The organism is Mycoplasma hafezii, from assembly GCF_049942695.1.
Taxonomy (GTDB): Bacteria; Bacillota_I; Bacilli_A; order Mycoplasmatales; family Metamycoplasmataceae; genus Mycoplasmopsis; species Mycoplasmopsis hafezii.
This window is the reverse complement of the sequence record NZ_CP187940.1, coordinates 228156-251873: the sequence shown is the minus strand read 5'-3', so window position 1 is coordinate 251873 and position 23718 is coordinate 228156. Positions and strand designations below refer to the sequence as shown.

General features: G+C 26.6%; 15 protein-coding genes and 1 tRNA gene. 3 read left to right on the top strand and 13 right to left on the bottom strand.

Annotated elements, in window-relative coordinates; translation table 4 throughout:
* Positions 1-6: 6 nt before the first annotated feature.
* A complete protein-coding gene (gene mnmA / locus ACPYPZ_RS00810) occupies positions 7-1122 on the bottom strand; it encodes a tRNA 2-thiouridine(34) synthase MnmA (protein ID WP_426461437.1) in 1116 nt (371 codons plus the stop codon).
* A 266-nt stretch (positions 1123-1388) separates the two neighbouring features.
* Between mnmA and ACPYPZ_RS00805 the strand changes: the two genes are divergently transcribed.
* Entirely contained in the window at positions 1389-3035 is a 1647-nt protein-coding gene (locus ACPYPZ_RS00805) for an IS1634 family transposase (protein ID WP_426461436.1), read from the top strand.
* A gap of 141 nt (positions 3036-3176) precedes the next feature.
* Here the strand turns inward: ACPYPZ_RS00805 and ACPYPZ_RS00800 are convergent, their stop codons facing one another.
* From ACPYPZ_RS00800 to ACPYPZ_RS00780, 5 genes are all read right to left on the bottom strand, one after another.
* Complete coding sequence (locus tag ACPYPZ_RS00800; RefSeq protein ID WP_426461435.1) at positions 3177-4748, bottom strand: hypothetical protein; 1572 nt, start codon at positions 4746-4748, stop codon at positions 3177-3179.
* Positions 4749-4926: 178 nt separating this feature from the next.
* Positions 4927-5003 (bottom strand) — tRNA-Ile (locus ACPYPZ_RS00795).
* Positions 5004-5061: 58 nt separating this feature from the next.
* Positions 5062-5457, bottom strand: coding sequence for a 30S ribosomal protein S9 (gene rpsI, locus ACPYPZ_RS00790; protein WP_426461434.1), 396 nt, complete (start codon positions 5455-5457; stop codon positions 5062-5064).
* A gap of 1 nt (position 5458) precedes the next feature.
* Entirely contained in the window at positions 5459-5893 is a 435-nt protein-coding gene (rplM, locus tag ACPYPZ_RS00785) for a 50S ribosomal protein L13 (RefSeq protein WP_426461433.1), read from the bottom strand.
* Positions 5894-6148: 255 nt separating this feature from the next.
* Positions 6149-7693, bottom strand: a complete 1545-nt coding sequence (locus tag ACPYPZ_RS00780; protein WP_426461432.1) for a hypothetical protein — start codon at positions 7691-7693, stop codon at positions 6149-6151.
* A gap of 132 nt (positions 7694-7825) precedes the next feature.
* Here ACPYPZ_RS00780 and whiA point away from each other — a divergent pair, with 132 nt between their 5' ends.
* Entirely contained in the window at positions 7826-8704 is an 879-nt protein-coding gene (whiA, locus tag ACPYPZ_RS00775; protein WP_426461431.1) for a DNA-binding protein WhiA, read from the top strand.
* Here whiA and ACPYPZ_RS00770 read toward each other — a convergent pair whose 3' ends face one another.
* From ACPYPZ_RS00770 to ACPYPZ_RS00760, 3 genes are all read right to left on the bottom strand, one after another.
* A complete protein-coding gene (locus tag ACPYPZ_RS00770; RefSeq protein WP_426461430.1) occupies positions 8705-10279 on the bottom strand; it encodes an ATP-binding cassette domain-containing protein in 1575 nt (524 codons plus the stop codon).
* Positions 10269-11186 carry an ATP-binding cassette domain-containing protein gene (locus tag ACPYPZ_RS00765; RefSeq protein ID WP_426461429.1) on the bottom strand — a complete coding sequence of 306 codons (918 nt, stop codon included), beginning with the start codon at positions 11184-11186 and terminating at the stop codon, positions 10269-10271. Before ACPYPZ_RS00765 ends, ACPYPZ_RS00770 begins: the two co-directional genes overlap by 11 nt.
* A gap of 63 nt (positions 11187-11249) precedes the next feature.
* Positions 11250-11876, bottom strand: a complete 627-nt coding sequence (locus ACPYPZ_RS00760) for a hypothetical protein (RefSeq protein WP_426461428.1) — start codon at positions 11874-11876, stop codon at positions 11250-11252.
* A gap of 497 nt (positions 11877-12373) precedes the next feature.
* On the opposite strand from ACPYPZ_RS00760, the gene ACPYPZ_RS00755 reads away from it, so the two are divergent.
* On the top strand, positions 12374-12535 hold the full coding sequence (locus ACPYPZ_RS00755) for a hypothetical protein (RefSeq protein ID WP_426461427.1): 162 nt from the start codon (positions 12374-12376) through the stop codon (positions 12533-12535).
* A 46-nt stretch (positions 12536-12581) separates the two neighbouring features.
* Here the strand turns inward: ACPYPZ_RS00755 and ACPYPZ_RS00750 are convergent, their stop codons facing one another.
* The 4 genes from ACPYPZ_RS00750 to ACPYPZ_RS00735 form a co-directional block, all read right to left on the bottom strand.
* Positions 12582-16223, bottom strand: coding sequence for a hypothetical protein (locus tag ACPYPZ_RS00750; protein ID WP_426461426.1), 3642 nt, complete (start codon positions 16221-16223; stop codon positions 12582-12584).
* A 116-nt stretch (positions 16224-16339) separates the two neighbouring features.
* Positions 16340-20578, bottom strand: a complete 4239-nt coding sequence (locus tag ACPYPZ_RS00745; RefSeq protein ID WP_426461425.1) for a hypothetical protein — start codon at positions 20576-20578, stop codon at positions 16340-16342.
* Complete coding sequence (locus tag ACPYPZ_RS00740) at positions 20572-21288, bottom strand: hypothetical protein (protein ID WP_426461424.1); 717 nt, start codon at positions 21286-21288, stop codon at positions 20572-20574. Before ACPYPZ_RS00740 ends, ACPYPZ_RS00745 begins: the two co-directional genes overlap by 7 nt.
* A gap of 121 nt (positions 21289-21409) precedes the next feature.
* Entirely contained in the window at positions 21410-23665 is a 2256-nt protein-coding gene (locus ACPYPZ_RS00735; protein ID WP_426461423.1) for a hypothetical protein, read from the bottom strand.
* Positions 23666-23718: the final 53 nt, after the last annotated feature.

Here is a 23718-nt window from a genome sequence, read left to right as displayed (position 1 = left end):
TTCTCCTTAAATGTAATCTAGCTTTTTATCATCAAAATAAATTTCTTCAATTACCGCTCCACCAATGCATTTGTCTCCATCATAAAGCACAACTTGTTGTCCTGGTGTAACTGCTTGAGCTTTTTGTGGATAGAAAATTCTAATATGGTTATTTGGTAAGAGTTCAATAGATACTTTCATATCTTGTTGACGGTATCTGAATTTAGCAGTTAAATTATTTGCATCATAATCTGTATTATTGAAATTTAAATTACTTGCAATTAAATTATTTGATTCAAGATAATCCATTCTTGAATTAGGTGCAACATATAAAATATTTTGTTTAACATCATGACCACAAACATAATATGGTTCAGACATTCCACCTAAATTAAGTCCTTTACGTTGTCCAATTGTGTAATAGAAACATCCAACATGTCTACCAACCACTTTATTAGTAGTAATATCAATAATATCACCATCTTGTGCTGGAATATAGTTTTGTAAAAACTGTCCGAAGTTTCTTTCACCAATAAAACAAATTCCTGTTGAATCTTTTTTATTTGCAGTAATCAAATCTAATTGCTCTGCTATCTTTCTAATTTCTGGTTTTTCTAAATCAGCAAGAGGCATAATTACACGTGAAAGTTGTTCATGTGTAAGTTGAGCAAGGAAATAAGTTTGGTCTTTATTTTGATCTTTTGCACGATATAAATGGCCGTTTTCAACTTTAGCATAATGACCCATTGCGATGTAGTCAGCTTTTAATTCGTTAAAAGCATAATTTGCAAAAGCATTAAACTTAATATATTTGTTGCATAAAATATCAGGGTTTGGTGTTCTTCCTTTTTTGTATTCTTCAATAAAGTTTTCAAACACGTTATCTCAGTATTCTTTAACGAAATCAACACGATGCAGCTTAATTCCAAGTTTGTTAGCAACTGCTAAAGCATCTTGGTAATCTTGTTCTTGTGGACAAATATCTTGAGAAATGCTTTCGTTTCCTAAAATGTCATTGTTAACAATTGAATCTCAATTACGCATAAACAATCCTTCAACTTCATATCCTTGTTGTTGGAGTAAGTATGCTGCAACTGATGAATCAACACCACCAGACATTCCGATAATAACTTTTTTGCTCATTTTACCTCCTATTTTTGATTGATATAATAAGTTTCTTAATTATATAGTTTTTAGCTTTCTATATATCACATTTATTATAAAAAAGTAAACTTTTTTCAGAAAAAATATCATTATATAAACTAAATCATTTTTATCCTGAGTTTCCGAGTTGGAAGCTCAATTTTTTATTCTAATTTTTTCTATTATTTACTATGTAAATAATAGGTAACACTTAATTTTCTTATTTTTTTACTTGTATTACTTGTATAAAATGATATAATGAAAATATGGAAAAATTCATTGTCATCAAACATAAAAGAAAAGATCATACATATGTTTCGGTAGCAGTTTCAAACGGTTACGGAAAAGGTTATAGTAATCAAGTAGGAATTGGTAGGTTGGAAAAGTTAATGGAAATTGTTTCTGACCCAATTAGTGTTCTCAAAAAAGAAGCAGAAAAAATCCCTACTACTGAAAGCAAGGAAAAAGTTAAAGAAATTTTACTGAAATCATTAAATAGTCAAACCGTAGAAACAAAAACAGTTAAATATGGTGTTGAAACTATTTATAAAGTAATTGATAGTATGAATTTATTTTCAAACATTCAAAAATCTAAACATAAAGATTTAGATAAATTGTTGAAATACACAATTACTTCACGTATTTTAGACCCTACAAGTATGATCGGAATTTTTCAAAATAAACATAAATTTGTAGAAACTCCAGATGTTAAGAAAACGTCATTTTACGGTTTATTAGATTATATTTTCGACAAAAAAGATCAATTATTAATTAATTTAAACCAAAGAATAGGTGAATTAACAAATAGAAATGTGAATTTATTTTTCTTTGATTCAACCACAACTTACTTTGAAAGTTTTGTAAGAGATGGTTTAAGATATCCTGGTTATTCAAAAGATGGAAAATTTAAAGAAGATCAAGTTGTGATCGGAATGGCGACTGATATTAATGGAATACCAATACATTTTAAAGTATTCAAGGGTTCTACTGCAGATTGCAAAACAATGATACCTTTTATGTTGGAAATAATGTCAATTTACAAAATTCAAAATGTCACAATTATTGCTGATAAAGGTATGAGTATCAACTCTAATATTTGTTTTTTAGAGCAACATAAAATTAACTATATTATTTCTTATAGACTAAAAACAAGTAGTAAAAAGTTTAAGGAATATGTTTTGGATGAAAGTGATTACATCGAAAAAAATAATATTAAATTTAAAGAAATGACATATGCTTCGCTTTTTAAAAGTAAAAGACCTAACGGTGAAGTTAGAAAAAGAATTATTACTTTCAGCGAAAGTCGTGCAGCAAAAGATAGAGAAGATAGAAAAACTTTAATAAACAATTTTAACAAAAGAAAAAATAAAGATGGTTATGTTAATGCAAATGACTTAACCGGTTCTAAAAAGTGTCGTTTTTTCAAACAAATTGGTGAATCTTACTATGAGTTAGATGTAGAAAAAATTCAAGAAGATGAAAAATATGACGGTTATTACATTTACGAGACAAATAGATTTGATTTATCTCCGTTTGAAATAATTGATATTTACAGTCAACAATGACAAATAGAAGAAAACTTTAGAACATTGAAAACAGCTTTAGAAGTTAGACCAATGTATGTGTGAAAAGATGAACACATCATCGCACATTTTACATTATGCTTTATGTCGTTAGTTATTTTAAAATACTCACTTTATTTAGTAAATTCAACTTTGGAAAATAGTGGAGTTTTATATGAACATTACACAAACAAAAGATTTATTGAAGCTATTGTTTCAGCTGAATATTTTGTTAAGTATATAAACTCAAAAGAAGTAGAAAAAACTTTCATTGAAAATGAAGATAATAAAAAACAAGTACAAGATTACAAAACAATATCAAATATTGTAAATGCAATTTTGTACAAGTAATTTTATTTTAGGTTTACGAATACACCTATTTTTTAGGTGTATTTATTTTTACCTAGTTACAACTCGGAAACCCAGGAACTAAATCATTTTTATGACAATAATTAAAAATAAAATAGTGGACACAATAACGAATCCACTACTTTATTTTGTATTTATAAAATAAAAGTCTATTATATTTTTTATATCTAAAATTTTCTGTTTGTTGTGTTTTTCGAAATTAATTTTATCTTTCAATAAATTTGGTATTTCTTTATTTAAAAAGATATACACATCATATAAAGTTATTAATATTTCAAAATCTAGATAATCTTTTTGTAAAGACAATTCATTTAATAATGAATTAATATCAATTGGTTTAATTTCAATATCTAAATCTGGATTTAGGTATTTCGACAAACAACAAGAAAATAGATAATCTAACTGAGATGTTAAAGGTAATTGTTTTAACTTTTTCAAATCTAATTCATCAATAATTCTTTTTAAAAAAATATCTAAATCATAACTTCTATAATTTTTATTGTAAAACTGTGTTTTTAAAACGTATTTTATATCTCTGAGTAAAAGCGTTACATCATCGTAATTTTTAAAACTATGCACTAAATTAGAAATAGAATTTCTCATCTCTACAATATTCACTCCACTAAATAATGATGCGTAAAACATGTATGTTGCATTTGTTTTCTCATATATTTTGGAATTATTAGAAATTGCCTTAAAATACTCATTTTTGAGTTGACTATCTAATTCTTTTCAAAAAGTCGCAAATCATTGAGAATGATATTCTGCACTAATTAATTTCAAAAACAAATTTTCATCAATATTCTCTGGTTTTTTAAGAAAAATCTCAAACTCACTTGTATCTACATTCAAATTATTTAATTTTTCATATATAAAATACATAAAATCTATCTCTGCAATACTTAATTCTCTTAACTGTTTATTGAACTTAGAATAATTAAGATCTTGAAATATTTTTGTTTTTCAATTCTGAATTTTTTCTACATTTTCTTTTTTGATATTGTTATCATCTATTAATGACAAGGCGTAAAAAGAAGTATCTTCTAAAACACGATTTTTTGAATTGTTAAAAGTATAATAAAAATTTATTAAATAATAATCATTCTTATATTTTCTAAAAAGATCAATAAAATCTGATTTTTTTAAAGCATATAGAATATCAGTTGTTATTCTATAATCTAGGTCAGTGATTATATTTTTCTCTTTTCTAAAGAAACCTAATGATGAATCATAGTGAGAATCTAACAATCCTTCTAAAATGTTATTTATACTAGCATTTGTTTCTTTATAATTAGATAACATTTTGATTATTTGTGGCATTTCATAAAAATCATAATTTTCTAATTCTGCTTTTAAAAATTGATTATTAATTTTTTTTGCATTCTCGAAATCTTTCGATTCGTATAATAATAAAGAAAAAGATGCTAATGTATCTAAATCATTAGTTAAAGAAAATTCAATAAATCTTTTTGTTGTATGACTATAATTTAATTCTTTATATTTAACATAATCATTTTTGTTATATTCAGTTACTTGTTGTAACATATAAGGAGTCTTTTTTAATTTATTTGGAATATTAATTCTCTTACTTACATTATTTTTCGAAAGAACTAAGTATGTAGAAACTGAAGCTGTTAGGATAGTAAGAGCACCAAGAATAGAACCATAAATTCATTTTTTTCGTATTTTATTCATTTGATATAGATTATATAGAAAGGCTTTGCTGAATTTATCTATTTTAATAATATATTAATAAAAATATGTAAAAATTACCATATGCTAATTCAGTAGAAAAATTCAAAAACTAACTATTAATTTTATGCAAAAAGCACAAAAAAATCACCAGAAGGTGATTTCGGACAATTTAATGAAATGGTGCGAACGAATGGACTTGAACCATCGACCTCACGATTATCAGTCGTGTGCTCTAACCAGCTGAGCTACGCTCGCATATGTAAGTCTATTATACTATATTTAGTATAATAGACAAGAAAATTATTAAAATAAATTAACGTTTTGAGAATTGTCTTGCACGACGTGCAGCACGAAGACCTGGTTTTTTACGTTCTTTAGCTCTTGCATCTCTTGTTAACATACCAGCAGCTTTTAAAGCAGCACGGTAGTCAGCACTAGCTTCAAGTAAAGCACGAGCAATACCTAATCTAATAGCTCCAGCTTGTCCACTTAATCCACCACCAACAACATTAACTGAAACGTCGAATTGTCCAACTGTTTCTGTTAATACAAATGGTTGGTTTGCATCTTTAAGGTAAATATCTGATGTTAAATAGTCACGTGCATCACGATTGTTGATTAAGAATTTTCCTGTACCTTGTGTTAATCTAACACGTGCTACAGATGATTTTCTTCTTCCTAAACCACGGTATAATACTTGTTCTGCCATATTATTTAACCTCTAATCTTTCTGGATTTTGTGCTTCGTGTTTGTGTTCTGGGCCTGCGTAAACAAATAAGTTACGACGTTGTTTGTTTCCAAGTTTTGTGTGAGGAATCATTCCGCTAACAGCTTTTTCGATTAAAGCTGTAGGTCTTTTAGCTCTTAATTTAGCAGCTGTAATACTTTTTAATCCACCAGGGAACCCTGAGTGTGAATAGTAAACTTTGTTTTCTTCTTTTTTAGCTGTTAAAATAACTTTTTCAGCGTTAATGATGATAACATTGTCACCCATATCTGAGTTAGGTGTAAAAGTAGGTTTGTGTTTTCCTCTAAGAACAGAAGCTACATAAGCAGCTAAACGCCCTAAAACTTGTCCTTCTGCGTCGATAACGTATCATTTTTTGTCAGCAGTTTGATTGTTAATAATTGTAGTTTGTCTCACAATATCCTCCTACGTTAATTTTATGTAAATGTATCTGGTTTTTAAATTGCTTTATTATTATAACACACAACGTATTTTTAAATAATAATTCACTAATTTATTTTTTTAGCAATTTTAGACTATCAAATTACTATATATATAATATAGAAAAGTTTCAAAAAATGCAATATTTTTTTGGTTTTGTTTTATGAATTATTATTTATTTTGTCCACCTGTTTTATTAAAAAAATAATATCATATTAATGCTAGATATTTCTAGCATAATTTAATTTGGTTTTCTATGTTATCAAGAGAACTAGAGAACCTTTCAAGAACACTTTGAATTTTAAAGAGAATTTCGTCAGGGAGTTCTCTTTTCTTTTGCAACAGTTCTTTAACTTTATGTAAAAATTTATGGAACTCTCTCGTTTTCTTAATTTCATTTGAAAGAACATGAACTAAAGGAATATTAATATCTAAATTTTTAGCTAGTGATCATAATTCTTGTTCACTTAATTGTTTTCCGTTTGGTATTCTTGCATCAAACTTTTGACCTTTTATTAAAAATCAAATTTTTTGATTTATATCAGTAACCAATGTTGCTTCGACACTACTTCTGATATAAATTCTTTTCCCTTCTTTATCAAAAGGTGCGTAATAATTACCGTTCATTTTAAAAACACCAGATGTAATTTTTCTTTTAATTTCTATTAAAAAATCAGGATTATCATCAAATAACTTTCCTTTTTCAAAAACATTTGATTTTGATATGTTGTTTTTATTGAATTTATTATTGTAAAAATCTACAATAAATTCTCAATTATCATTTAATGACTTAATAGAATTTATTTGATTTTCGTAAAAAAATAAAGGATAGTTCATTTGTGCTGTTAGAAAAGAACGCTCAACATTAGGTTTGAACGTTGGATTGCTTGAAGTTAATAACTTAATACCTCTTTTATTTAAAGCTTTTTCAAAATTTGTCATTGTTTCACCATTGATTCAAAAATTTCTTCTTCTATCTGTTGAAATATTTTGTGGAAAACCATATTTTTTAAAAACTTTATCTAGTAGTCTTTGATATCCTATTGCAGTTTCGGTTTTTTCACAATGAATAGCTAATAATTTACCAGTTGCAGAATTTACTGCGTGAAATAAAGACACAGTTTCGTTATTTCAAAACACTTCGATACAAGCATCTAATTCAATAAATTCTCCAAATTTTCTATTTTCCTTAATATTTAAATATTGTCTCTTTTCTATTTTTTCATCTGTTTGATTTATGTGCTCGATAATTTTGGTTAATCTGTTGATTTCTGTTTTTGTTAGTTTTGACACTTCTTGTTTTAATTTGTTTTGAAGTAATTTCTTTGCATATCTTTTAGTTTTCTTATGAGAAAAAGAATTAGCAAACCCATTTTTACGTAAAAGCTTTTTAAAATGAGATTTTGAATAGAACTGTCTTTCGCTTAAATTTAATCTGTCTACGAAATCACTTACTGTAATATCTGAAAAAGTAGAATTTTGATGCGGAAAAATAGCAGTCTTGATTTGGTTATATTTGTCGACTGCGTTGTTATAAATTTCTTGGGTTATTCCGCAATTTTCTTTTGTCTTAAATCTATTTCCGTGAACAAAAGAATAAAAGATTTCTTTAGTTTCTTTCTTGATTAAAATATCCTTTTTAATTCTTTGTATTGTTTTAGTTGAAACATTAAGCATTGTTGCAAGTTTTTGATTTGATAATTCAAAGTATCTACCTATCATTTCGTATTTATGCATTCTTTGTACTTCATACGCTGTTCTAGTTTCTATTTTCATAAGAAAACCACCTTTCAAGACACTAATACAATTATAGTTTTAGTATCTATCCAGGTGGACAAATTAATTAATAATTAACAAAAGTTTCAAAAAATGCAATATTTTTTTGGTTTTGTTTATAATTCATAAACTATGAAGCAGAATAAAAATATAAAAAGTACTTTTTCTTGAGAAATAAAACGTGAAATTTTGAATAATACATCAACCAAAAATGAAATAAATGCTTTTATTAATGGATTAATTTATTCTAATGCACTTTATCTCGATGATACATATGAATTGCAAATTAAGAACCCATATATTTTGGATAAAATTTACAACAAATTAACAAAAGCTCACATTCCTTTTGAAATTGAAAAACGCGCTAAAACTAAATTTAAAATTCTAAAAAAAGATTTTAAGTTAAGTAATAATTTAGATTACAAGGATTATTTAACTTTCTTTTTTGCTGGTGTTTTTTGTGGTAGTGGAAATATATCATCAAAAGTTTCCACATCATATCATTTAGAAATTTCTTCACATTATCAAAATAATATTTTACAAATTATGAACAAGCTAAATGAATATGACTTTAATTTTCAATATTTCCAACGTAATAATAAACATATAATTTATGTCAAAAAACAAGAAAAAGTATTAGATTTTTTATCTGCTATCGGAGCTAAAAAAGCTTGATTTAAATTACAAAATTGAAGAATCCAAAAGGATTTTGAAAACGTTTCAAACAGGATTAATAATATTGATATCAGTAATATTCAAAAAATTGCAAAAAGTTCATTAAAACATATTGAAAATATTAATTATGTTTTTGAACATAATCTTGAAGGATACTTTGATGAAAATCAGTTAGTCTTTTTTAATTTAAAAATCGAAAATAAATGGGCTTCAATGAGCGAATTATCTGAAATGTTAGAAATTGAACATAATATTACTATTTCTAAAAGTGGTCTCAATCACTGATTAAGAAAACTTAATACTGTGGTTGAAGAGCACAAAAAAGAGCAAGCTTAATTACTTACTCTTTGAAAGTTTTACTACTTGATCAAAATGTTCAAGTTGTTCTTTACTAAAGTGATGAGACACAAACAATAAGGTCTTATCACTTTTTATTAATTTATTAAAAATATCAATTCTATTTTCTTTATCAAGGTTGCTTAGTGCCTCATCTAAAATGTAAAAATCTTTATCTTGGAAAAATGCACTTGCAAGTAATAATCTTTGGTATTGTCCTGTTGATAAACTATCAACTGTATCTTTAATTTCAAAATCAATATTAAACATTTCTTTTAATTCTTTAATTTTTTGAGTTTCTTCTTTAGTTTCTAAATTTGAAATTAATTCATTTAAATTGTTTGAAATTAGGAGCTTGCTATTTGGATCGATGAATCCAAAGTTTAAACTTAAATCAGTGTCGTTTTGATAAATGTTATTATTAAACGCTACTTGACCATAACTTACATTTTCTAAGTTAAGTAATAACTTAATTAATGAACTTTTACCAGCACCAGATTCACCTTGTAAACAAACTTTTTCACCTTGTTTAATTACAAGGTTTTTATTTTTAAATAAAAATGTTTCATCGTAACCAAAATCCACATTTTCTAATTTTAAAGTATCAAATTTTTCTTTTGGTAACACATTTTTATAGATTAATTGTACAAAGAAATCGGTGAATTTTGTTTTAAGATTTCTAAGCACTCCGAATCCTTCAACTATTGATGTAAATCAATTCATATCACTTGCAAATGTCTCATAGTGTAAAAATACTAAAATAACAAGTCCGATTTCAATATAACCATATGTAAATAAAGCTAGAGCAGAACCAAAAACAATAAATTTAAAAAATCAGTTTACAAAATATTCATAGCTTTCATATTTTGTAATTTTATTTAAAAGTTTTAATTCAGTTTTATAATATGGAACTAATTTTCTTGCTAAATAATTAGCAGCTGTTTCCTTTTTATTTGCAAAAATGAAGTTTTTAAAGTTTTCTAAAGTATTATTAGTGTAAACCATTAAAGTCTCTTTATTTGTATTTAATTGAGGACGAACTTGAGCTGTTTTTAATTTAAAGAATGTGTTAATTAAAATTTGTAAGATAGAAGCTCCATAGAATACTAATATAAGTTGTCATCCGATAAAACTATAAAGAACTGTAACTCCAACTAAGCTTAAAACTGTGCTAACTAAAGCATTTCAAATCACTAAATATTGAGATGCCATATTTAAATCAGTTTCCATTCAATTCATTAATTCTTCATTTGTATATTTACTTAATGATTTTGGATGGATTTTAGTTAGTTCAGTAAATAGTAAATTCCTGAGCTCAAAATGCATTCCATAAATCGTTCTTACAAATAATCCTTGAGATATTGCAGAAATAATTACTCTAAAAATTTCTAAAGCAATATAAATACCAATAAGTGCCAATATTCCGCTGATTTCATTTAAGTGTAAATTATTAATTACATCAAATGATACTCACATTGCAAAAACTTGAATACCAACAATAATTGTTTGAATAATAAGGTTAGGGATTGAGTATCTGATAGTTCTTCAATAATATTTATGTCAATTAAAGTGCACAAATACCTCCTTGTTCTAATTTTCAAACCTTATTAAATTTGTCATGTAATTCAGGTTGTAATGTATGTGATACAACAATTAATGTTTTATTTAGATCTTTTAATTTCTCAATTAATAATTCAGTATTTTGATCATCAATGTTACTAAATGTTTCATCAAAAATTAGAAAATCTTTATCACTTAATAAAGCACGAATAATCATTAATCTTTGTCCTTCACCTTGTGAAAATTTATTTTCTACTTCTGTTAAATCTTGTTCTAAATCTAGATTTGATAAATTAAATTCAGCAACTAATTCTTTTGCTTTTGCAACTTTATTGTCGTCAAATAAAGTTAAATTATTCATAATTGAATCTTTTAAAAATGTGTGCTGAGACTCTGTTAAAAAGATTTCATTTGATAACTTATTCAAGTCATCTTTTTGATTATTTAATAAAAATTCTTGGTCTGATGTTAATAAACCACTAAGTAATTTAACTAACGAACTTTTTCCACATCCTGATGGTCCGATTAATAAGACTCTATCACCTTTGTTAATTTCAAGATTTCCAAAATTAATTTCTTTTTCATCATAATTAATTTTGAGTCCTTCAACTGCTAAACTTTCAAAATCAAATTTTGGTTCTTCTTTTGCTTTTTCAGGATAATTTAATTTTTCTAAACCTGCACCTTGTAATGCTGATTTGAATGCGTATTTTTGAGATAATAATCCGAAAAATCCTTCAAGTAAACTAGCACAAGAAGACATCAATGAATTACTCTTTATAATTAAAACTGCCAGTACACTAAATGCTAATCAAGTTGGTTGATAAATTGCAACTAACACTGAAAAAGCAGTAACTAAAGTGAAATATAAAACAGATGAACTATGCAAGAAAAACATCATTCATGTGTATAAATTAGCCATTTTAGAAATTTTATGGAAATAATTATTTTTATAGTCTGATACAAAAGACTTACTTAATGCTTCTTAATTACCATTTATACTCTGTGTATAAAGAGCATTTAAATATTGCATATTCTTTGTCACTGGTTCTTGAAATAATGTATTGGTTATAGAACCGACAGCTTGTTGAAGTCCACCTGATAAAAGTGGTAAGAAAGCTAAAATAAATAATAAAGGCAATGTATATGATAATGTAATTGGAGATAGCACTGCAATAGTAATTAGTATAGCTAAAGTGCTAAATAACTTATTTAAAAGTGTAAATGATAGTAATAAATATTGATTACAGTACTGCTCAATCGCTGTAGTTAATAAATAAAATTCTTTATCTTGTTCCACTTCATTTAAAACACTTAATTTTTGATTTAATAAGCTAATTGTTAAAGTGTTTTGAATATGTTTTTGAGCTTTTACTAAGAAAAATCTTTCTAAAAACTCATTGCTGATCTTAACTAATAATAATAAAAACGAGATAGCTAAGATATACCCAAATACTTGGTAAATTAAACTCAGCTTATCTGCTACACTAGAAAAAAGCTGCATTAAATATGCAAAAAACAAAGTTTCTGCAGATGCTAGTATAGTTGATAGTAGAACGAAAAACAGCATTGTTAAAGTACTCTTTTTATCTACTTTTCACAGTAATTTCATTTTTCCTTTCTGTATTAATAACTCGATAACTTACAAAATAATTTTAATATAAAAAAATGTAAAAATACTTTTTTGCAATAATTTGTTCAAAAATTTTCAAACTAGTATATATAAAATAAAACTTCGCTTGTTTTTTGAATAAAATTTTCATTTTTAGAAAAAAATTTCGAAAATTAAATACATTTTTGTTGTTTAAAATAATTTTTCCTTATAATTTTTACGTTATGTTAAACAGAAATAAGAATTACAAGAATAAGTTTATGATCATTCGTTCAATTTTTAGGTTGAGCGTTGTTTCTAATTAAATTTTGTAATTTAAAAACAAGTTAAAAAAATTTAAATATTAAGAAGCAACGGAACATAACCAAAACTTCTTAATATTTTTTTATTGAAGTTTTGTTGTTGCAACTTTTTTGCAAATTAAAATATCCAATTTATATAACTCGCTTTTTATTAATAAAAAAGTTTTACACATTTGAAAGTGAATAAAGGAATTTATGAAAATTTATACATATAAAAAATTAAAAGGTAATAATACTGTCATTTCAGATTTAGAAGCATTAAAACATCTTAATTTAGACATTGAAATTGAAGATGAAGATGAAACAGTGCAAATTAAATCCGAAGATGGAAAAATTAAAATTAAAGTTAATAAATAGAAAAAAATAGCAAACTTTTTACAGTTTGCTATTTTTATATCTAAAATTATTTATCTTTTTTAGCGAATTTTTTGTATCCAAAATATCCACCAGCAACTAGGAGAGCTACTCCTGGAATTAAAAGTAATAATCATAATAAATTAGATTTAGATTGTGCAACTTCTTTAACATTACTTAATAATGCAGAAGTTACAACAGTTGGTGTATTTTCTAATTTTTCAATGTCTGTTTTAATTTTAGCAATTTGTTTTGCTGTAGCAGATGAACTATTTACTAAATCAAAATATTTATCATCTTCAAGTGTAGTTTTTAATAATTTAATTCATGGTTGTTTTGAAACAAGTTCAAATTTATCAAATGTAATTTGAGCTGATAATTTATTAGTATCTGCAATTGCACCTACTAAATTAACAAGTTGATCATAGTAGTCCATTTTTTCTTGTAATTCTGTTCTAACAGCTTCTTTATTAGCGTTATCAAATCCTAAATCTGAAACACCATAAATTGTATCTTTAGCATTTTTAAGAGCAGATTTAAGTGCTTCTAATTTTGTTGCATAATCTTTATCTGTAAATGAACCATTTGCATAAGCTGTTCCGGCATTATTAAGTGCTACTAACGCTTTAGCAGCTTCAAGAAGGTTTTCGTATGAGTTTACAGGTGTAACATATTGATTATTTTTATCTTTAATTGCGTGAGCTTTAATATCAGCTAAATCTTTTTCTACCTTAGTAGCATCACCTGTTGTTAAGTAATCTTTTAAGTCTTTATTAAATCTATCAATAGCATCATTTAATGCTTCTGCGTTTTTAATAATTTGGTCTACTTGTTCAGGTGTTTTAGCATTATTAAGTTGATTAATAACTTCTGTTTTTTCTTTATTTGAAAGGTTAGGGAATTTTTGGTTAACATCTACTTTATTATTATTTAAAACATTAGCTGTGTTTAAAATATCACTAACATTTTGATCGAAAGCTTCTTTATTGTTTGTTAAAACATATTTTGCTTCATTAATTTTCTTTGTAAGATCCTCAACTTGTGTTTTAGTTAAATTTTTGTATTCAGCTAATTTTTTAATTGCGTCTTCTTTAGAAAGTTTCATTGCGTTATCAAGAATTGTATTAGCTTCTTCACTTGTTACAAGATCTTTATCTTTAAATCCTTTTAACACTTCTTGTTTTTGTTCTTTGGTTAAAATTTGAGAATTGTTAACTGTTTCAGTTAATTTATTTTTCATTCCATTTAATGCGTTTGTAGCATCAATTAAGTTTTTAGTAATTGTAGTAATTGCAGCAGGATCAACTACAACATCTTTTTTAGGTTGATTTGCAATTGCAGTAGCAGGTGTTAATGCTTTATCAAATGCTGCTTGATTATCTTTTGTTGCATATGTATAACTTGGTGAATTTTTAGCAGCATTTGCTTTTTTAATTGCATTATTTAATGTGTTCATTGCAACATCTAAAGCTTTTGCATCATTTACAAGTTTTTCGATATCTTTAGCATTTTCACTCGCTGTAATTTTATCTTTAATAGCTTCTTTTTGAGCTGGAGTTAAATCTTTTAATCCGTCGATTGTTGTATTTGCACCTTTGCGAACATCTTCAAGTGGTTGTCCTGTTAAACCAGCTTTTGCATTAGCCATATTACCAATAGCTTGCATAATTTGGTCTGAAGTTACATTTGGATTTAATAAATTATCTTTATTTAATAAGTCTTGAGCAGCTTTAATTGCATCAGTAAATGCTTTTTGTGAAGCTTCAGTAGCGTTTTTAAAATCATCTGATTTTAATGCTTCATTGTATGAATTAATTTTGTTAATTAAACTTTCAGCATCTTTATTTAATTCGGTAGCTTCTTTAACTGGTTGAGCAAGTTGATCAATACTTGTAGCATCTTTAATTTGATCTAAGTATTTTTTCTTAGCTTCTGGACTTAAACTTCCTAAGTTGTTAATTGCTTGAGTTGCTTCAGTTTGTTTTTGTCCAAATGTATCACCATCTAAAGCGCTAAATGCTGTACTTAAATCATCTAACATTTTTGTAATATCAGCCACTGTTTTACCAGCAACTAATTTATTTACATTAGGATTTTCAGCGGTATTTCCTAATGCAGCTTCAGCATCGTTATACTGTGTATCGAATGCTTGTTTTAAAGCACCTGATGCGTGTGTATATTTTTGGTTAGCTTTTTGAGTAGTGTAATTTTTTAATTCTTGAATTAATTTTCCAGCTTCAGTATTTAAAGCAGTAGCATTTGTTACTTGATCATCAACTGCTGCTGTAGTAGTAGCTTTTTTAATTGCATCAATGAATGTTTGTTGAGCAGCTGTTGATAAATTAGTTAATTTTTGAACGTCTGCAATTTTATCATTTTGATATTGTTCAAAAACTGATTTACCATTTAAAGCTGCAATAGCGTTTGTAAATTCTTTAACAGCATTATCAATATCTGTAGAATTCATTAAATCAAAGTTTTGAACTGTACCATTTTCAATACCTTGAACCTTAGTAGCCGCTGCATCAAAATCAGCTTTATTAGTTGCTAATTTATATGCTGCAGATTCTTTAATAGTATCAATATTATTATTTTGCAATGCAGTACGAAGTTGTTGCATACTTAATTGTACATTTTGCATTTGGCTTTGAAGGTCTTGAGTATCTGAACTTGGTGTAAGTTCATCAATTTTTTCATTAAATCCTTGTTTTTGTTTTTCATTAAAATTGATATTTTGTGCAAGGTCTCTAAGTGGTTGTAATTTACCATTAAATGTAATTGCATCTTGAATTACACCTGCTAAGTTAGTGTCTAAGAAATCTTCAGTTAAGTTCTTTTGTGCAGCACTTGTATCATATGTAGTTTTTTGTGTTTGTCCTAAATTTGCTAAACCATTAATTTGTTTTTTTACACTTTGAATTGCACTTTGGAATGCATCTTCTAAAATTGGTGTAGTTTGAGCAAATGTATCAGTATCTTGAAGTGCTTGTAATTTTTGAATAAATGGTTGTTTTTCTTGCATTGATAAAGTGGTTCATTTATTTAAAGCTTTAATAGCAATATTTTTTGCAGTAACTCTTTGATCTTCAGGTAGCATTGGATTTGTAGCTCCTAATAAATCAAAATAAATATCTTCTACTTTTTTAGTGTGCACTGTATAAATAAAGTTTTCAATTGTTTGTGAACCTAAAACAGGTGGATATTGTGATTCGTTGTTATTTGAGTAATTATCTGCAATAAATTTCTTAGCTTCTTCTAGTGATTTATCAAACTTTTCTTTTTGTTCTTCTGTAGCTTCTTTATAGTATTTAGAATTTTCTTTAAACTCTTCTTCTTCGTATATATATTCTTTTAATTCCATTACCATTCATGCTCATTTAACAATCGAATTAAATACACTCTTAACTTCTTCTGGAGTTTTAAGTCCATTAATGTAATTTGAGAAACTTGTAACAGTAGCTGAGTTAAAAGGATTTCCTTTTAATACTAATAATTTTGCTTGAGCTTCTTGTTCAATTTCTTCTAATGAGCTTCCAATTCAGTTGTTTTGGAATGCTTCTGGTAATTCCATTCTATTTTCTGGATGAATTGGTGCTGATGTAGCCATCAACCCTACACTGGCTGACATCCCTGGTAATGCAGCAACTGTTAATCCTGCACCGATTACCAAGTTTTTAAATTTTGTTTTCATACTTCTCCTATAAATTCCTTAATGTTTTTTATATAAATATATTTTATAACTTTAAAAACCGCATAAATAAAAAAAGCAAATAACTTGACTAGCAGTTATTCACTTTCAAAAAGTTGTTATTTTTGTTCTTCTTCGTCGTTTTTCTTACGTTTTGCAAGAATTAATCATCAAAATCCTACCAAAATTAATAATCCAACAGGAATTAATGATAATAATCATCATAATTTTTGACTTAAATCAAGGTCAACTAAGTTTTTAATTAAAGCTTCTTTAACTACGTTTGGAAGGGTATTCATTCCTTTAAGTTGATTGATTAAATCTTTAATTTCTGCTTTAGTAATTTTTGAATCCACTTTATTTACAATGTTAAAGTAGTTGTTTTTTGTTAATCATTCTTGAAGTTCTGTGCTTCATGAATCTGATTGATTAGTTAAAGCTAAATTAGTTCCTAATTCATTTTTGTTTTGAATGTTATTTACTAAATCTAAAAGATTATTTCCTTCAGATGATAAATCATTAAGTTTATCAATAATTTTATTAGCTGTATCCTTAAGATTTCCAACTAAGTTATTATTTTTAAGATTATTAATTGCTGTTTGGACTTTATTGATAGCATCAACTAAGTTTTGTTTAGTTTGATTGTAATTTGGTAATGAAGGATTTGAAGCTTTGTATTCTTCTAATGCTTTTTGTAAATCAAGTACTTGATCAGCAGCTGATACCAGATTATTAATATCTTCAATTGGAGTTACCACATTACCATTTTCATCTTTAATTAAATGATCTTTAATATCTTCTAAATCTTTATTAACATTTGTTTTATCACCTGTATTTAAATAATCATTTAAATCTTTGTTTAAATTGTCTAATGCAGTATCTAAACCATTTGCATTATCAACAATCTTATCTACTTCTTCTTTAGAGTTAGCATTATTAATTTGATCTTTAATTGTTTCTTTTTCGGAATCAGTTAAGTTAGGTAACTTATCAATTTGATCCTTAGCTGAGTTAATTACATCATTTGTAGTTTTAGCAGCTTCTAAAATATTTTCTAAATTGATATCAAAAGCTTCTCCATCGGTTGTTGAAATTGTAGCTTTTACAATTTGTTCTTTATATTCAGCAACTTGAGTTGGAGTAAGGTTAGTCAATTTATCAAGTTCTGCTAAAACATTTTCACGTGAAACTTGCATTGCATTATTTAAAGCATCAATCATTTCTGATTTACTAAATGGTGATTTTTCTTGATATGAGTTAGTTGCACTCGCCTTTTGTTCATCAGAAAGAATATTTGAAGCATTAATTAATTGAGTTGTAAAGTTTTTATAACCATTTAAATTGCTAATAGCATTATTTAATGATGTTTCTAAACCATTAATATTACCAACTGTAGCTTGGACATCAGCACTCTTAATTGGAGTTTTATTTAATTTATCAATGAAATTATTAAGTTCGTTTTTAGCATCTTGTACTGCTTGTTGTAAGTTTTGATCTGCTTTAGTATAATTAATGTCTTTTTCTAAAGCTGATAAATCTTTTAAAGCTTGATTGATTTGTCCAAGTTTTTCATCAAGCTTGTTTGCATTCTGAATGATTTGTAATTTTTCATCCATTGTATGAGCTTGATCTAATTCCTCTTGGAAAGCATCTTTTTGTGCTTGAGAAATATTTTGTAAATTACCAAGACCAGCTTTTAATGATTCATCATTTGCTTGTTCTTTTTGCTTAATTGATTCAACTATTTCTTTTAAATTTTGATCAACTGGTAAAGCTAAGTCACGAGACACTTGAGCTTGTTTTACTTTATTTAACAATTCATCTTTTTCTGTTTGTGTAAGTGACTTAGATGTATTAATTAAGCTATTTACATTTGCAACTGACTGAGCAAATACTTTATCTTGTCATTCAGTTAATCAATTTTCCTTTGTAAAATCGATATTTGGAATGTCATTTTTAAGTGTTTCTTTATCTTCATTAGTTAAATATAAAGCATTATTTACCACTTGTAATGCATCGGCAATCTTTTGTTTTTGAGCGTTAAACAAGTTATTTTGAGTCTGAACTGTTGTACTTGAAGTAGTTAAATCACTTAATTTTTGATTAATATTAGCAGCTGTTAACCCATTTTCTAGATCGTTTAATTTTTGTTCGAGATCAGTTGCTCCATTTTGTAATTTTGTAGCTTCATCTTTATTAAAGTAATTAAATAAAGGATCTTTAATATTTTCTTGAGCTTGTTTAAGCAATTCTTCTGCTTTAATTTTTTCAATATTTAAATCAGAAATACGATCAGCAAATTCATTAATTTCTGCTGGTGTAGTTAAAGTTTTACCTTCATTAGTTAATTGCTCTTTTGTAGCATCGGAAAAACTTGAGTTTTGAATTGCTTCTGCTAATTTTTTACGTGCCTCAACAATTTGTGCATATTTATCATAAATGACACTAAGCGGTTCATCAATTGGATTACTTTCTGCTGGTTGAGCAGCATCAACTTCCTTAATAAATTCTTCTTTTTCAGTATCACTAAGTAATGATGTATCTAATATTGCTTTAACGTTAGTTTGTGATTGAGCAAACATTTCTTTAATTAAGTTATTAAAGGCTGTTTCAGTTGAGTCCATTGTGTTAGCTTTAGATTCAAATTGTGATTGTTGTTCGCCTAAATATAAAGCTTCAGCAACCGCTTCTTTAGCCATATTACGGTATCCATCTAAATTAGCAACTGCTTTATCATAATTAGCTTGTAATTGTTGAATTAATTCATCATTAGGAATTTGTAAATTTTGAGCTGCTACAATTTGTGCTTTGATTGCGTTAATTGCATCAGTTACAGCTTGTTTTTGGTCAGAACTTGCGTTGATAAAGTTTAAATCATCTTGTAAGTCATCTCATTTGTCAAGATATGGATTAAGCTTTCCAATTGCAGCATCAGCTTGTTTAAATTGACTAACTAATTCTTCCATTTTTGCTAATGTTGCATCACTTTTAGCAGCTTGTTCATCAGCTTTTTTAAGGAAGTTATTCATTGTTTCAGAAGAAATATTTTCAAGTGCTTGAGTTGGGTTAATTACTTTATTTTGGTAATTTTCTTCACCATTTAAAGCAGCAGATTTAGTTGGAATATCTTTAGTAAGTTGTTGAATTTTAGCAGGATCTAAAATTGTATTTTTTGAATCATTTCCTAAAGCTTTTTCAACATCAGCAGCAACTTCGTCATATGCACTTTTAACATCTGGTGATGAAATTTTATATTGAATAGAATTTTTATCAACCATTTTAGGAAGTTGCGCTCTCATATCTTTCATTGCAGTGTTTAAAAAGTCTGCTTGAGAATAAACATTCGCTACAGCTACACGGTTTTCATATGAATCCACAGTAATAGCATTAATTTGATCGATTAAAGCTTGTTTTTGTCCTTCAGATAAAGAATCTAAGTTTTTAATTTTATCTGCATAATTCTTTTTATATTGCTCAAAATCTGTAAGCAACATTTCATAAGCCATAATAACTCTATGTTCAAGTTGTTGCATTTCGAAAATACCATATCCAACATTTAATAAGTGAGTTTCAGGGCTAAAAATAGACTTAGCATTTTTTAAAGCATTATCAAAGTTTGTTTGATATTTTTTCTCAGCATTTTTATAAACTTCTGATTCTTTAACTTTTTCGTATTCTTCCATTAAATCTCAGTATTTGTTAGCTCTAGTATTTGTATCAACCGCATTATTAAGTACTTCTTCAATTTCTTCTAATGTTGTGGCAGCTTGCACTTTAGCTTTAGCAGTATTAATTGAATCTGGAGATAATTTATTTAAATCACTTAAAGCTTTTTCAGCATTTTCTTTAGCTGTCTGCAGTCTTTTATCACCATCTAAACCTTCAAAAGCACGGTTAAAGTCAATTACTAAATCTTTAACTTGAGCTCCAGTTAAATCCTTACCAAATTTACCTTCTACTAAGTTTTGCAAAGTAGTTGCAGCTTTATTATAAGCAGCTTGATTTGAAGCTAAAAGATAGTTAGTACTTTGTTTTAATTCTTCATTATTTTTAGCAATTGCTGTACGAGCTTCTTCCATCGCACTTTCTAATTCAGCAAGATTTTTAGCAAACTCATCAATTTTATTAACTGGTTGTAATTTAAGTTGTTTAAGCTGGTATTGTTTTTGAGCTTCAGTTAAGTTTGTTGAGGCATTAATTGTTTGGATAATTTTAGCGATTTCATCATTTGCTTTAGTAGCAACTTCTTCAATCTTAGCTAAATTAGAATCAGAATATGAATCAGCAAGTGCTGCAGCTTTGATGTCTTGAATTACACCTTGTTTTTGAACATTATTTAGGTTTTCAAGTTTTAACACAACTCTAGCAACCCAGCTTTAGCTGTTTTAAATGCATTATCAACTACTTTATTTACAGCATCTTGTTCGGCATTTCTAGGTAAGAAAGCAAGCTTATTAACATATCTAGTTTTTTCTGCACCTGTTAAAGTAGTTCATTGCTCTAAAACTGTTTTAGCTTTTCCTTTAAGTGATGTATCAGCTACTTGTGGTAAAGCTTTAACTGCATTTTCTAGATTAATTAAAGTTTGTTGTCAAGTTTTATTAACCGTATCATTTAATAAAGTTTGTAAACTTACAGTATTAAAGTCTGCACTAGGAACTAATGCATCATTTAAAATTTTATTTAAAAGTGTTTCAGCTGGTGCTTTTTCACGATCGTAAACTTGTTTTTGCACATCTGTTGCTTTTAAATAACTATCAGTTGTTTGTATAGCAACATTTTCAATTAAGGCATTTTTAAGTTTTGACACACTATTATATAAATCAGTTAAAAGTGTATCTTGAATTTCAATTTGATTTACATCATTAATTTTTGCAAAGTGTTCTTTTCATGCGTTAATTGTTGATGCATTAAAAACTCCTTGCATTTCATCAAGTCTTTGATTTTCATAGTTTTTTCAATCATCTAAATTGTCGTTTGTTGGTGCAACTGCGGACGCAAAAAATAGAGCAGACGTACCTAAGCCACTAGCAAGCGTTAATGAAAGCAATGGCTTTTTGAATGTCATTTTTTTCATTTCTCTCCTTGGTTATTAAATGAATTTTCTATGTCGTAATAAATTCTTGAAAAATTTTAGCATAAAAAATAAAAAATCCAGCTTTTTTAAAAGCTGGAATTTCACATTAATTTTATTTGTTTTTCTTATGTTTTGCAAAAAAGCTTCATCAAATTATTGCACCTACACCAAGTGTTAAAGGTATTAATAATAATCATCAAAGTTGATTATTTGCTCGGCTTTCAATTTTGCAATTATTTTGTAATGTAGAACTAATCACATTTGGTAAATTTGTTAATTTTTGAATTTTTGCAATTAATTTCTTAAATTCTGCTTCAGTTAATTTACTGCTTGAACTTACAATATTAAAGTAGTTACTACTATTTAAGAAATTATTTAATTCCTTAGTTCATTCATTAGATTGATTAATAAAGTTTATCTTATCAAGCGTCGTTTGAGTTTCTAATTTATTTTTCTTAGCAATCGAATTAACTAATTGAATAATTTTATTGCTATTTGCTACTTTATCTTTTAAGTCAGTATAAATTTCGTGTTCTAAATTAAATAATTTATGAGTTAAACTAATAGCATCTGTGTTGCTTAGCATTTTACTTGCATTCATAATTACTGTTTTAAATGATTCTAAACCTGATTGATACGCTTCTGTTCCATAAGTAGAATTTAGATATTCTTTAAGAGCTGCATTTAATTTATTTAATTCTTTTGCTAGAGTAACAATTTTATTAATGCTATCAATTGGCGTTAATTCAGAATTATCAAATGTTTTAATTCCTAATTCTTTAATTTGTTTTAAATCATTTTCTACTGTTGCTTGTTCGTTGCTATTTAAATAATTATTAACATCATCAATAAACTTATTAATTGAATTATTAAGTTTATTTGCATTATCAAAAATATCTTGAGCCTGCGTTGTGGTTACAGAATTTGTAATTTCTTCTTTTATTTGGTTTTGCTCATTTTTGGTAAGGTTCGTTAAGTTATTAACTTCATTTAATAATTTATTAATAGTAGTTTTTAAATCACCACTAGTATCTAGAGTATTTGAGACTTTTTCATCAAATGCTTTATTTGCTTCAAAAGTTAAGTTTGCATTTTGGATAGCTTTAATTATCTTTTCTTTTTCTTCTGGTGTTAAACTATTAAAACTATTTAATTTATCTTGTGCAATTTGTTTTGAAAGTGGTAATTCATTTGTTAATAATTCTCTTGCTTTTTCTTCTGTTAATGGATTAATTTTATTAAGTTTTTCTTTTGCAGTATTTTTTTGCTCATTTGATAATAATTTAGATTTATCAATTGCTTCTGTGGTTATTTTTTTATTTCCATTTAAGCTGGATTTTTTATTTTTTAAATCATTTAGCTCATTTGTTAATTGCTCGATTTTTTCCTTAGCTTGTTTGGTTGAAACTGCATTTTTATTAATATCATCAAGTGAATTATTTAAAGTGTCACTTGTTGTTTTTAAATTATTTTGATGTACAGAATCAGAATGTTTGTAATTAGTACTTTCTTTATCTTTTTTAAGTTGTTCCAGCTCTTTAGTTGCTTCTTCGATTTTGTCATTTAATTTTGTTGCTGAATCAACAATATCTTTAAGTTGTTTAATTGATTGAGCATCATTTAATTCGTTGTTAAAAGTATCCTTTTGTTTATTTGATAAATATTTTAATTTACTAATTACTATTTTGGCTGTATCTAATATATCTTTTCCATTTAAAGAGTTAGCAGCATCTTTTAATTGTTGGATTGCACCTTCTAAGGCTTTAACAGTTACTAGTTTATTAGTTGATGCATTTAAATCTTTTTTAAGACCACTAACTGTGTCATTGTATTCAATTTGATTTTGTGGTGTCGCTAAACGATAAGCGGTTTCATTTTCGAAATTTTTAGTATTTGCTAGTTGCTCTTCTAATTTTTGTGTGAGTGGAACAATGCTTTTTGCTGTGTTTAAAATATTTTCAGCTTGTTCGTATGTTTTAGCACTATTAATATCATTTGATAATTGTTCTTTTTGTCCATTAGTTAATTTTAATTTATTAATTTCTGCTATGATTTTTGCTTTTTCATTTGTTCAATCTAATTCAGCATCTTGAATTTCTTTTATTAGTTTTGTAAGTGCTAAATTAGTTTTTTGTAGATTGTTATTTATTAATTCTTTTAAAACTTGATATTTAGCTGTTTCAAACTGATTTTTAGCTTGTTCAATTAAATCATCAAATGCTTTTTGTGTTTCTGGTGTTGCTAATTGATATTCTGTTGATTTTTGTTTTTCAATTCCGCTTTGTAATGCTTGAGCTAATTTTTCAGCATTATTATTTAATTCAATACTTTCGGTTCAAATATCTCTAATTTGATCTGATTGTTCCAATACACTTGTATCTGAATTGTTGGGTGAATTAATTTCGTCAATTTGATTAGTTG